This window comes from Idiomarina aminovorans, assembly GCF_023155095.1.
GTDB lineage: Bacteria > Pseudomonadota > Gammaproteobacteria > Enterobacterales > Alteromonadaceae > Idiomarina > Idiomarina aminovorans.
Genome location: NZ_JAKNDA010000003.1, coordinates 405,104 through 418,067 on the forward strand (window position 1 = coordinate 405,104; position 12,964 = coordinate 418,067).

Below are 12,964 nucleotides of genomic sequence, written 5' to 3' on the forward strand. Positions count from 1 at the left end.
TTTATGACTCCTTTCCATAACCCCAGCGGCTGACCAAGCTCTGCTCAAGGCCTAGGTGGTCTAAAATTCTGGCTACCATAAAATCGATGAGATCATCGATGCTTTCAGGTTCATGATAGAAACCCGGCGCTGCCGGCATTATGGTGACGCCTTGCTGACTTAACTGCAGCATATTCTGTAAATGAATCGTCGAAAGCGGAGACTCTCTGGGCACTAAAATCAGTTGCCCGCGCTCCTTCAGTACGACATCCGCGGCTCGCTCGATCAATGTGTTACTGCTACCGTGGGCAATTGACGACAAAGTACTGGTTGAACAAGGGCAAACCACCATTTTGGCAGGCGCAGCTGAACCCGATGCAACCGGCGAAAACCACTCTTCTTTGCCGTACACTTTAAGCTGTTCGGCACCCACCGAGAAATGCTTACGTAGCATAGCAGCAGCTTTTTCAGGAGCAGCCGGAATTTGCATATTCTGCTCGGTAGCCAGTACCACACGAGCCGCACTTGAAACCAACAGCAGTACTTGTTGATCCTGATCAAGTAAGCATTGTAACAAACGCAACGCATAAGGGGCACCCGAGGCGCCGGTTATCGCAACGGTGATTCTATTGTCGGCTTTCATTGCTCGGCTCCTGTGTGATCCAGTTTTTGCAGCGCTTTAAGAAAACGCGGATGCAGACCGTCGAAACTGCCGTTACTCATAATTAGCACGGAATCGCCCTCGTTCACTTCAGTGATCAACTCGGCAAGTAAATCATCGGTTGATTCAAATACATGAGCGTTCGGCATTTTTTCAGCCAACCGCCATTTCAAGCCTTCCGGTTGCAGCACAAAAATGTCGTCGGCACCGTTTAACGCTTCCGCCAGCGTGTCGCTGTGCACACCCATTTTCATGGTATTTGACCGGGGCTCCAGTACCGCAATAATACGACGCTCAGGCTGATGCTGCCGTAAGCCGGAAACCGTTGTTTTTATTGCACTGGGGTGATGGGCAAAGTCATCAAAAACTTTCACGCCATGATGCTCACCCAGCAACTCCATACGTCGTTTAGGACTTTTAAACCGGAACAGTGCCTGCGCACTCTGCTCCGCTTTAATACCAACATGGGCCGCCGCGATTATCGCCATCATGGCATTATTAACGTTATGAAGCCCCAGCACATCCCAGCTCACCTGTGCAACACACTCCCTCTGGTAATACACTTCAAATTCAGTACCATCAGCTTTCAACAACTTTGCCTGCCACTCACCCTGCTCTCCCATCCGCACCACCGGGCTCCAGCAACCTTTCTCAAGAGCCTCGTTCAGCGCAGCATCGTTATTGGGCAAAATCACCTGACCGGTATCGGGAACGACCCGCAGCAAATGTGAAAATTGTCGTTGAATAGCGGCTAAGTCCGGGAAGATGTCGGCATGATCAAATTCCAGATTATTCAGAATTAAGGTGTCCGGAGCGTAGTGTACAAATTTGGAGCGCTTATCAAAAAACGCTGTATCGTATTCGTCGGCTTCAATAACAAAGAAGTTTGAATCGGTTAAACGTGCACTGACCGGGAAATTACCCGGTACACCGCCAATCATAAAACCGGGATCAAAGCCGTTATCCTGCAAAATCCAGCTCAGCATACTGGCCGTAGTCGTTTTACCATGGGTTCCGGCAACCGCCAGTACCCAGCGTTGAGTCAGCACATTATCGTGCAGCCACTGCGCGCCTGAAACATAGGGAATACGCTCACGTAAAACCGCCTCCACCTCATCGTTGCCACGGCTTAACGCGTTGCCAATAACGACAAGATCAGGGCGCGGCTTCAAGTTATCCTGAGAGTACCCCTGCATTAATCCAATACCGAGATTTTCCAGTTGCGTGCTCATAGGCGGGTAGACTTGGGCATCGGACCCAGTGACATGGTGCCCTAATTGCTGTGCAATAGCGGCAACGCCCCCCATAAAAGTACCGCAAATACCAACGATATGAATGTGCATGCGTTATCCAAATCCGTTCCCTTAAAAAATATCGAAAGTGTACCACCGTCGTCACTGACAAGCAGGATTTTTAGCAAAAAATAAGGTATCATTTGGGTTCTCTGAACATACATTTGTAAGCATCCAACAACCAGAGCTGCAGGAACTTTCATGAAACGTTTATTACCAACACTGAGAGCGGATCAAACCAGCGAGTCGCTTGTCTCTGTTATTAACACCATTCAAATTGCAGCCAAGGAAATCTCTTTCCGTCTGCATCAGGGCGCATTAGCCGGTGTATTAGGCTCCTCACTGGATGAAAATATTCAGGGAGAAACTCAGAAAAAACTCGATATTGTTTCCAACCAGTTGTTAAAAACTCTGTTGCTGGAATCACCTAACGTTCATGCGGTAGCCTCTGAAGAGGAAGACTCCATCGTCGAAAGTCCCAACTCAGGACATTATCTGGTCGCGTTCGATCCACTCGACGGCAGCTCTAATATCGATATTAACGGTGGTGTTGGTACTATTTTCTCTATTCTGCGCAAGCCTGAAGGCGAACAAACCAGCGAAAACATGTTCTTGCAGCCCGGTAAAGCGCAGATTGCTGCTGGCTATGTATTGTATGGCCCGTCGACCATGCTGGTCATGACCACCGGTAAGGCTGTTCGTATCTACACATTGGATCAAACGGTGGGTGAGTTCTTACTGACCCATGAGAAAGCGGAAATTCCGAGAGACACCAAAGAGTTCGCGATTAATATGTCGAACCGGCGTCACTGGGCTGACCCAATTCAAGCTTACATTAGTGACTTGCTGGACGGCGAAGAAGGCCCTCGCGGCAAGAACTTTAATATGCGCTGGAATGCCGCGATGGTTTCCGACGTACACCGGGTAATGTCCCGTGGTGGTTTATTCACTTACCCGTGGGATGCCCGCAAACCGGAAAAGCCCTTTAAATTACGGCTTTTATACGAAGTTGCGCCAATGTCTATGCTGGTTGAAAAAGCAGGCGGTAAAGCTACCGATGGCTACAACCGCTTAATGGACATTGTGCCTGAGCACATTCACCAGCGGGTCCCTGTAATTATGGGGTCAGCAAACGAAGTGGATATGTGCATGGAATACCATAAGCAACATCCCAAACCTTATTAGACGGATATCGATATTGCGTGAGTAGCCTAAGCCGCTATAATCGCGCAGTATCTTTTTTATTTTATTATTTCATTAATACGGCAGGAAGTACTATGAGCTTAGGAAATGTCACTGCAGGCGCTAACATGCCTGAAGAAGTTAACGTCATTATCGAAATACCGGCCAATGCCGACCCGATTAAATACGAAGTGGATAAAGACACCGGTACGCTATGGGTTGACCGCTTTATGGCAACCGCCATGTTCTATCCGGCCAACTATGGGTTTGTTAACGAAACGCTGTCACTGGATGGTGACCCGGTAGATGTGTTAGTGCCCACCCCATATCCGTTACAAGCCGGTTCTGTGATTAAATGCCGTCCGGTTGGTGTATTAAAAATGACTGACGAGTCCGGCGAAGATGCAAAAGTTATCGCGGTTCCGGTCAGTAAGCTGACCAAAGAATATGACCACATTAACGATGTTAATGACCTGCCAGAGTTGCTGAAAGCTCAAATTACTCACTTCTTCGAACGCTACAAAGAGCTTGAAAAAGGTAAGTGGGTGAAAGTTGACGGTTGGGGCGATGCCGCTGCTGCAAAAGAAGAAATTGTGTCGTCTTTTGAACGTGCAAAAAAAGCGTAAGTTAACCTAGTGAGTAGCACCGCAGAAATGAATGCTGTCAACATAGAAAAACTGATTTTTTCATGGGCAGGACAGCAACCAACCCTGGACATTCCTGCCTGGCAGATAAAACAGGGGGAAACGGTGCTGCTACGCGGCCCCAGCGGTAGCGGTAAATCAACATTGCTATCGCTGCTGGCCGGCATAAATACGCCACAAAGTGGCCATTTACATCTGTTTGACACCGCTTTTTCCAGTTTATCCGGCAGACAACGCGACCGTTATCGTGCCGACAATATTGGTTATATTTTCCAGCAGTTTAACTTGCTGCCCTACTTATCCGCTTTAGATAACGCCCTGCTCGCCTGTCAGTTTTCCAAAAAACGACAGCAACGTATAGCAAAGCAAGGTAGCTCTGCCGAGAATACCGCAATAGAAATGTTACAGCGTTTAGGGTTGTCTTCAGAACAGATTCAGCAAGCCGCGCATACACTTAGTGTAGGCCAACAGCAGCGTGTTGCTGCCGCCCGGGCATTACTGGGCGCTCCTAAACTGCTGATTGCGGACGAACCAACCTCCGCGCTTGATGCCGAGCACCGGGATACCTTTATTCAGTTATTGCTTGAGCTCAGCAGCCAAAATAACACCACAGTTATTTTCGTCACCCATGACGCCGCGTTATCACCGTATTTTGATAAACATGTTGAGCTCAACGAACTCAATCAGGCAGGAGCTAAACCATGATCCGCCTGGCTATAAAAAGCTTAATGAACCGGCGTGCAAGTGTTCTTCTGACGATTATTGCTATTGCCGTTAGTGTCACCCTGTTGTTAGCCGTTGAGCGCATTCGCGAACAAGTCCAAAGTCATTTTGCTAACACCGTGTCGGGAACTGACTTGATAATTGGCGCGCGAACCGGACAAACTCAGTTGTTACTGTCTTCGGTTTTCCATATAGGCAACATGACAAACAATATGAGTTGGGAAAGCTTCGTCGATATTAGTGACCGCCCGGAAGTTAGTTGGTCCATACCGATATCCTTAGGTGACAGCGTTCAGGGCTTGCCCGTTGTCGCAACAACTAATGCCTATTTCGAGCATTTTAAATACGGCAGCAAGCAGCCTCTTGAGTTTTCAAAGGGACGCGCCTTCGCTGCAGATGAAGAAGTCGTACTAGGAGCGGATGCCGCTGAAAAGCTATCAAAAAACATTGGTGACGATATTATCGTTGCCCACGGTAGCGGCGGCATCAGCTTCAGTGAGCACGATGAACACCCTCTCACGGTTACCGGTATCTTGCAACGTACGGGAACCCCCGTGGATAAAGCGGTGTTAGTGACACTGCACAGTCTTGAAATGATCCACAGTGGTGAGCATGAGCATTCTGACCATGACCATCACAATGAAGCGCCGGCAGAGAGCATCAGCGCCGCCTTACTGGGTTTAAAAGCAAAACCGCTGGCCTTACGTTTGCAGCGTCAAATCAACACCTATGACAAAGAACCGTTAACCGCTCTTTTACCCGGCATGACTTTGCAGCAACTCTGGAAAACGCTGCGAGTTTTTGAACAAGCTTTAACTGCAATTTCGGCAATGGTCGTACTCATTGGTTTATTGGGTATGCTGACAATTATGCTGGCGAGTCTAAGGGAACGCCGCCGTGAAATGGCCGTCTTAAGAGCCGTTGGTGCAGGTCCGGGAACGATATTTGGTCTGCTGCTCAGTGAAGCTTTGTTACTGACCGTAGTAGGTGCTTTTTCAGGCTTACTTCTACTCTACGGGCTGCAATGGTCGCTGGCCGGGGTTATTCAGTCGCAGACCGGACTCATATTCAGCAGTTCCTGGCCCAGTAACAGTGAATGGTGGCGTATAGCGCTCGTGATTGCTGCGGGCTTTGTGTTAAGTTTAATTCCGGCATGGCGCGCTTATCGCCAATCTCTTGCCGACGGACTTACGGTGAAAATATGAAGAAGTTATTAGCAGTCGTATTACTTATGTTGACGCTTCCCGCGTTCGCAGCTGCAGAAAAAATAGGCTGGAAAGATTTAATTCCAGAAGGCTTTACCCCGCCTCCGGTTAAACCCCAGTCTTATTATGATGCTAACCCTGAAGAAGACCGCCAGACAAATTTGGACGCGCCCGTAGTAGAAGCTCTGGACGGCAAAAAAGTTCGTATTCCCGGGTATGTTGTGCAGCTGGAAGGTGATGCCGATAATGTCACTGAGTTTTTATTAGTGCCTTATTTCGGCGCCTGTATTCATGTACCACCACCACCGCCGAACCAAATCATTCATGTAGAATATGAACAAGGTGTTCCGTATGAAAACACTTATGATGCGGTTTGGATAGAGGGTACTATCAAGGTCGAACGTAAAGAAGGTGACCTTGCCGTAGTTGGTTACCAAATGGATGCAGATAGCGTTGAGGTATACAACTAAGAATAACTCATTTGCTTTTGCAGCAAACTGATTAACTGCTCCGCGGGCATGGGTTTAGCAAACAAGTAGCCTTGTCCCTCGGCGCATTTTAACCCTAAAAAGTAATCGAGCTGAACTTGCTCTTCAATACCTTCGGCTAGAACATTTAACCCTAAACGACCAGCCATATCGACAATAGTCTCTATAATGATTCGCCCGCTCGCCTGATCTGAGTTATTGACAAAGGTTTTGTCTATCTTAATTCGGTCCAGCGGCAATTTCTGAAGATAACTTAGCGAAGAGAATCCCACGCCGAAGTCGTCGATGGCAACCTTAATGCCTTGCTTTTTTAAACGTCTTAAAATATCAGCGACTAAATCGGGATCTTCCATGACGATACTTTCGGTAATTTCCAGTTCAATGCGTTCAGGGTTAATACCCCATTGTTCAATTTGCTTTTCAACAAGTTCGGGAAAGTCACGTTTACGAAACTGAGGTACCGATACGTTCACGGCAACTCTTAATTGAGGAAGACCAATTTCGTCAAATGCATTAATTTGTCGGCAAGCCTCTTCAATCACCCAGCAACCAATTTCCACAATTAGCCCCGAGTATTCCGCTAAAGGAATAAACTCTGCTGGAGAAATAAAAGAGCCATCACTCTGAGGCCAACGCAACAGAGCTTCTGCACCAATGACTTTTTGGGTTGTTAGTTCAACTTGAGGTTGATACCAGACTTCTAATTTTCTATTCGCAAAGTCGGCACGCAACCGGCGTACCAAATGAAGCCGACGCTGAGTATCCTGCTCCATCGACGGTTCATAGTAATTAAAACGATCAAAAGAGTTATTCTTGGCATTCTTCAAGGCAATATAAACTTGCTTCAGCAGCCCTTTGCCATTCACTCTTTCGGGGTTAGCCGCGGATGTAAAACCACAGGTAACACGCAGTGGGATATAATGCTCTCCGGCTCTAAAAGGCAAAGAGAAAAGTTCGTTAAAAGCATCGGGAGTGACAATATCTGCCGAACCAAAAATACCGAAGACATCCGCAGAAATACGGGAAACAAATACGCGACTTCCAAGTTGCTCGGTTAAACGCAACGCCACTGACCGTAACAATAAATTACCGACATCTTGCCCTAAACCATCGTTTACATCAGAAAAATGGTTAATGTCGATAACGGCTACCATCTTGTTCTTATCCGGCTTTTCTGATAACGACTGGAGGTTGCGTGTAAACTCAGCACGATTCGGAATACCGGTTAAAGGATCGAGATAGGCAGCTGTCTGCAGCTCCTCAAACAAATTAGCGTTCTCAAAGCCAACAGCAATATTGGCGAGAAAGACTTCCAGTAACTCCTTGTCGTATTCCGCTACAATGTTTTTTGTTTCAATATAAGCTGCGGCCTGGTGGACCTGTCCATCGATGAAAAATACGGTACCATTCTCAGTATGAATATGACGCTGCTCGTTTAAACACTGCCGAACGCTCTTTTCAATTTCTTCTGAGTCCAGTGTCGATAAACTTTTGTTAATACTATCTGCAAAGTGCCCTGCAGCACCCAGTACCAGAATATCGTTATCTTTATGTGGCGCTCTGGCACCCACAATACCTTCTGCATTTAACCCAAACAGAGATGCAATTTGAGTAACCACACCTTCGGAAAAGTTAACAATAGAATGCTTCTCCATGAGGTTCGACGCAGAATGAATTATTTTACGCAGACCACGGCGATTTGCGTTAATTGTACACAGTTGCTGGTAGGAACGGACGGCAGAAAATACAGTAGTTAATAGGCGGCTTCGGGTGAGCTCTGTTTTTGTTTTATAATCATTAATATCATAGTTCTTAACGACGCTTTCTTCGGGTGCATAACCAGGCTGCCCGGTCCGTAACACAATTCTAACTTCGTCATTACACAGCTGCTCTCTTATGGCTTGCGCGACTTTTAAACCTGCGTCATCGGTTTCCATGACAACATCAAGTAATACCATAGCAATGTCATCATGCTCACTCAGCCTGTCCAACGCTTCGTCTCCACTGTAGGCGTGATGAAACTCAAGATCACGACCACAAATGATGACATCGGCCAGCGCCATTTTAGTAACAGCGTGAATCTCCTGATCGTCATCGACAATCAGTATTTTCCAAAAGCCTTTACTGTATTCTGCCTGAATTACTTCATCATCATCGTGAAGAAATAGAAGTTCATCTTGACTACTGACCATTCGCCGAGGCCATCCATTTATAAGGATTTACAAACATACAACAATTTAGCTTAAATAATGAATGGCCTGCAAGTGTTGAACAGTCTAATTTATGAATTAAAAGTGAACTTCGACTCCAAGAAAAGGCCCTTTAACAGTGACATCTGAATAAATGTCATCAACATCATCGAGCTCCACAACCGAGTGACGATAGCCGGCATTAAGATTGACATCCACCGCCAGATTCTCCACCAAACGATACTCCACACCAATTTGAGCGTCCTGAACTTTACTGTCTTTCACGCTGAGCGCGCTGACATCAGCGAAGAAAGTCCAGTCGGTCGCAGGTATTCCGACTCGAGCTGCTGCATAGGCTGTTGGTACAACAACGGAGAAGTCCTGACGACCAAGACGGTTGCTTACCGGAGTGCGCAAAGTACCGTCAAAATCCATTGCGTTGACACCGATGTCAAAAGAGACTAAATCATTATCGAAAATTTCGTAGTATAAAATGTAATCTCGATGGCTAAAGTCATTTTCTTCAAAACCGCCGGAAACTTCTAACGTATTTTCTCTGACTTTTATATTAGGAATTAATGGAATTGGATGCTCAAGCGCAATATAGTAGCTGCTATGATTTTCGTTGTCGAAATTGGGCTCTATTAAATTAGATCCCACCGCATATTCACCTTCATTATTGGCATTCCAAATTTGCCCGCCGGCATAAACACCCAAAACAGTATCAGCCAACGCACTGACCGGAGCAACCGCTAACGCTGCAGCCAGAACTACGGTTTTTTTATACATAATTGTCCCTGTAAGGTTTTGAACTTTTATTGCTTAACTAAAAATTGCACCTCTTGTTTGGCACCTGAGTCAAAATGCAGAACAAGGGAAAAAGTGTCTTTTTCTTGAAGAGGAGAGACTAATCCGAACAACATGAAGTGGTAACCACCGGGCTGAAACTTAATAACCTCGCCAGGTGCTATTGATAGCGGTTTTACCGCTTCCATCTTCATAACTTCGCCAGACATAACATGACGATGAACTTCTGCAACCTGACTAATTTGCGAGCTAATATGAGTAACATTGAGAGTCTTGTTGTGAGGATTCTCAAGAGTTGCGTAAGCCGCACCGTTTTCAGTTCCGGGAATGCTCGCACGAGCCCAGCCATCGGTCACTTTTAATGGTTCAGCTGCAACTATAGCGGGCAAAAAAAACATCACTGCTACTATTATTTTAAACATTGTCTTAGCCTTTCTATTTAACTAAGGCTATATATTACACGTGATTAACCCGTTCTAGAAACCTTTGGTTTGCGAAAAATAAAGTAAAGAACCAAAAGACAAAGAATTAGCGGCCAAAACAAACCTATCCCACTCAGTATTAGCGCAATAAATGCCGCGCCAACACCTAACAGTACACTACCAAAGACCGTGACCACCACGAAAAATACTAAACCAACGAAGAATAGGCTAAGCAACAGCGTTGCGAATAACTCTACTATAGATCCTATCGCCATTCCGAAAACTGAAAATATTTCTTCAGCGAAAAAGAACAGACCGATAAGCGATAAAACGATTAACCAGCCAAAGCTACGATTTGACATGACGATAACTCCAATAGTGAGCAAATTAATTATATAGTTTTGAGTTACAACTACCGTGCCAACTATTTATCTCATACTTTTCAAGTGTTTAAAAAATAACACTTAATCCTGTAATAAAAAAACCGCCAATTATTGGCGGTTTTTACTAATATCAGTTATCGGGGTTGATTAAAATTTATACTCAACTTCCGAATAAAAGTAGCCACCGTTGAAACCGATAGGAGAGTTAGTATTTGGATACTTAAATATTGTATCAAATGCACTTTGTACTGGTTGCTCTTCCGGGTATTCGCTAAAGATGTTTTGGCCACCGACAACAAGACTCAACTGATCAGAGAGTGCGTATCTAACCGAAATATCCGTTATCCAATTCGGACCATACGATTCGTTAGCCTCATCTGCGGTTTCGCCAGTATCATAATCACCCATAATATAAGTTCCAAAATAATTGAACCGTACATCGGTTCTCCAATTGCCTAAGGAATGAGTAAAACCAATAGATCCACTGTGATCAGGCGTAGAATCAGTCATACGTATTTTTTCATCATAATCAAACAATACCGACTCAATACCATCAAATAGCGCGGGCAGCTTAATGGACTCTATTTCAGTATTGTTGAAGCCATACGCTAACTGTGCTTTTAACTCACCAGAATCATTTAAGTTAAATGTTTTGCTGGCAACAATATCCAAGCCTTCCGTTTTTGTATCAACGGCATTAATAAAGAATTTGGCATTTTCGGCTGAAACAGTGCTCAGGGCGTCTGCCACTGCTGATGAGTCACTCGGGAATACCTGGTTCGATAAGATAATACGATCGTCAATATCAATTCTGAAATAGTCTAAAGTAATAGCCAAGCCGTCATAACCATTCCAAACGATACCAGCACTGACACTTTCAGATTCCTCCGGCTCAAGATCAGGGATATTCAAAGCCTCTGTAACCGGACTCAGAGAATTAAATGTCCCAGACTGTTGCAAAACCGTTTCACCATCAACATCAACGGCAAATGTTGAGATATTAGTAAAATAGAGTTGCTGCACACTAGGAGCTCTGAAACCGGTATTTAATGCGCCGCGTACGGCAATTCGGTCGGTGATGTCATAACGACCGGAGACTTTCCAACTGGTATTATTACCAAAATCCGAATAGTCCTCGCGGCGTACGGCAGCTCCCCACATAAAGTCTGTCGTCAATTGGTTCTCAGTCTCCAAGTAAACTCCGACATTATCACGACTCTGATTGACCTCTGCGTCGGGTTTAAAGCCGGTATAACCCTGGCTTCCGCCAGGACGACCTTGGTAACCTCCGTTGCTATAAGACGCTTCGTCACCTGCTTTTATTTCGTAAGTGTTGTCTCGGTAGCTAACACCAAATGCTATTGATAAATCTGAGTTATTAACAAACGGAACGAAGCGTTGGGCGTCAAATGTGAGATTAGCTTCTTCATTGTTTAGTGTGCCCGCGTCGAAGGAGGTTGGCGTTAGTTCTGGACCTAAGGATGCGTTTAGAGAATTCTCAACGTTGTATTGAAATTCACTACGCCCATAACCGCCGCTAAAATCTAGAGTCCACTCTCCGAGATACCATTCATAACCAGCGTATGCAGAGTAATCTTTAACGTCTGGAGCTAAAATAGGCAAAAACCCATCTGGGTAAATTTCAGTGAGTGTATTATTTTGAATTGCCCTTCGATAAAATGCTCCAGATTCCGATTTACGGTCGCTCATGCCACCAAAAGCATAGAGACGCCCTTCGCTTAGAGTCATGTCAAAGTTGGCAAATAGAGAAGCATTTTCATATTCAGCTGCACCGATATGAAAGCTCTGTCTATCAAAAGTTGCTTCTCTAGGGTCCTCGCTATCGTCTGGAAGTAAAGGATACTGTTGACGGGTATCCGGTCCGGCTCTATTGGTACGGTTTTTATGATGGAGTTCCCCTGAAACGGTGAGAACGCCGTCTTCACCAACCAAAAAACCCGTACTTGCGGAAGCTCGCCATTGCTGACCGTCGCCTTTGTGTGTTTGTCCAAGCTGTAAACTGGCATTACCACCCCGTGCGTTATCCTTTAAAACGATATTAATAACACCAGCTATAGCATCTGAACCGTATAAAGCGGCAGCACCGTCCCGCAAAACTTCAATACGTTTTATTGCCGCCATAGGTATGGCATTCAAATCGACGTTTGAGCTACCACGACCCGTTGTTCCATTAAGATGAACCAGAGCAGAACTATGACGACGCTTCCCATTAATAAGAACCAACGTATGGTCCGGCGATAAACCTCTTAAAGAGGCAGGTTTAACTGCGTCACTACCGTCGGTAATAGACGATGAAGGAAAATTAAAGCTCGGCACTGCATACTGTAAAGCTTTTGCTGTATCTGTCATGCCTGTAGCAGCTAGGTCATCAGCGCTAATAATATCCACCGGTGCGGCACCATCTGTCGCAGTTCGCATCGATAAGCGGGAACCTACTACCTGAATAACTTCTTCTATCCCGTCAGCTGTCGAGGCTTGCTGTGCTGACACGCCTGGTGTAATAAAAAATGAACTTGCTAAAGCAAGTGTAATGGCATTAAAACCCTTCATACTGCTCTCCCGCTATGGCTATATAGTGAATATAGCAGGCGATCGAAGGTTTGGCTCAGTCTGGAAAGCAATTAGGTATAAGCAAAAGTTATAGTAGCCTGATGTTCACATCAGGTGGGGTGCCGGAGGAAGATATGATGTTCCGTAATGAAAAGTGTCAGAGCGGCGTTATTTCCGCGCACGCATAAAAAAGCCCCCAGCGTCAGCTGAGGGCTTCTTAGAATTAAAGTCTGGCGGTGACCTACTCTCGCATGGGGAGACCCCACACTACCATCGGCGCTGGTGTGTTTCACTGCTGAGTTCGGAATGGATTCAGGTGGTGCCACACCGCTATGGCCGCCAGACATAAACTGTCACAACATGGTAAAGCTGACTGTCGTCTTAATAACGCCACTCTCTTTTATTCGATTCGGTAAAG

The 12,964-nt window shown here is 45.7% G+C and carries 12 protein-coding genes and 1 rRNA gene; 5 read left to right on the plus strand and 8 right to left on the minus strand.

The genetic code is table 11. The features are described 5' to 3' along the window. Position 1 precedes the first annotated feature (1 nt). Both L8G48_RS08495 and mpl read right to left on the minus strand, forming a co-directional pair. Positions 2 to 622 carry a flavin prenyltransferase UbiX gene (locus L8G48_RS08495; protein ID WP_248264168.1) on the minus strand — a complete coding sequence of 207 codons (621 nt, stop codon included), beginning with the start codon at positions 620 to 622 and terminating at the stop codon, positions 2 to 4. Continuing rightward, the gene (mpl, locus tag L8G48_RS08500; RefSeq protein WP_248264169.1) at positions 619 to 1,983 is read right to left on the minus strand and encodes a UDP-N-acetylmuramate:L-alanyl-gamma-D-glutamyl-meso-diaminopimelate ligase; all 1,365 of its coding nucleotides are present in this window, start codon (positions 1,981 to 1,983) and stop codon (positions 619 to 621) included. Before mpl ends, L8G48_RS08495 begins: the two co-directional genes overlap by 4 nt. Positions 1,984 to 2,133: 150 nt before the next feature. Between mpl and L8G48_RS08505 the strand changes: the two genes are divergently transcribed. The 5 genes from L8G48_RS08505 (at position 2,134) to L8G48_RS08525 (ending at position 6,156) form a co-directional block, all read left to right on the plus strand. Further along, a complete protein-coding gene (locus L8G48_RS08505) occupies positions 2,134 to 3,117 on the plus strand; it encodes a class 1 fructose-bisphosphatase (protein WP_248264170.1) in 984 nt (327 codons plus the stop codon). 92 nt (positions 3,118 to 3,209) lie between these two features. Beyond that, positions 3,210 to 3,740: an inorganic diphosphatase gene (gene ppa / locus L8G48_RS08510; RefSeq protein ID WP_248264171.1), complete on the plus strand. Its 531-nt coding sequence runs from the start codon at positions 3,210 to 3,212 to the stop codon at positions 3,738 to 3,740. Positions 3,741 to 3,767: 27 nt separating this feature from the next. Then, positions 3,768 to 4,463: an ABC transporter ATP-binding protein gene (locus tag L8G48_RS08515; RefSeq protein ID WP_248264195.1), complete on the plus strand. Its 696-nt coding sequence runs from the start codon at positions 3,768 to 3,770 to the stop codon at positions 4,461 to 4,463. Next, positions 4,460 to 5,686 (plus strand): ABC transporter permease, encoded by a 1,227-nt coding sequence (locus tag L8G48_RS08520; protein WP_248264172.1) that lies wholly within the window; start codon positions 4,460 to 4,462, stop codon positions 5,684 to 5,686. The genes L8G48_RS08515 and L8G48_RS08520 overlap by 4 nt, the downstream gene beginning before the upstream one ends. Then, positions 5,683 to 6,156, plus strand: coding sequence for a DUF3299 domain-containing protein (locus L8G48_RS08525; protein ID WP_248264173.1), 474 nt, complete (start codon positions 5,683 to 5,685; stop codon positions 6,154 to 6,156). Before L8G48_RS08520 ends, L8G48_RS08525 begins: the two co-directional genes overlap by 4 nt. Here the strand turns inward: L8G48_RS08525 and L8G48_RS08530 are convergent. From L8G48_RS08530 to rrf, 6 genes are all read right to left on the minus strand, one after another. Beyond that, positions 6,153 to 8,366 (minus strand): bifunctional diguanylate cyclase/phosphodiesterase, encoded by a 2,214-nt coding sequence (locus L8G48_RS08530; RefSeq protein WP_248264174.1) that lies wholly within the window; start codon positions 8,364 to 8,366, stop codon positions 6,153 to 6,155. The two genes, L8G48_RS08525 and L8G48_RS08530, sit on opposite strands and share 4 nt — an antisense overlap. Positions 8,367 to 8,462: 96 nt before the next feature. Beyond that, positions 8,463 to 9,152 (minus strand): TIGR04219 family outer membrane beta-barrel protein, encoded by a 690-nt coding sequence (locus L8G48_RS08535; RefSeq protein ID WP_248264175.1) that lies wholly within the window; start codon positions 9,150 to 9,152, stop codon positions 8,463 to 8,465. A 26-nt stretch (positions 9,153 to 9,178) separates the two neighbouring features. Beyond that, on the minus strand, positions 9,179 to 9,592 hold the full coding sequence (locus L8G48_RS08540; RefSeq protein WP_248264176.1) for a copper chaperone PCu(A)C: 414 nt from the start codon (positions 9,590 to 9,592) through the stop codon (positions 9,179 to 9,181). A gap of 44 nt (positions 9,593 to 9,636) precedes the next feature. Beyond that, entirely contained in the window at positions 9,637 to 9,954 is a 318-nt protein-coding gene (locus tag L8G48_RS08545) for a hypothetical protein (RefSeq protein WP_248264177.1), read from the minus strand. Positions 9,955 to 10,122: 168 nt separating this feature from the next. Then, positions 10,123 to 12,546: a TonB-dependent receptor plug domain-containing protein gene (locus L8G48_RS08550; protein ID WP_248264178.1), complete on the minus strand. Its 2,424-nt coding sequence runs from the start codon at positions 12,544 to 12,546 to the stop codon at positions 10,123 to 10,125. A 228-nt stretch (positions 12,547 to 12,774) separates the two neighbouring features. Beyond that, positions 12,775 to 12,890, minus strand: a 5S ribosomal RNA gene (rrf, locus tag L8G48_RS08555). Positions 12,891 to 12,964 lie beyond the last annotated feature (74 nt).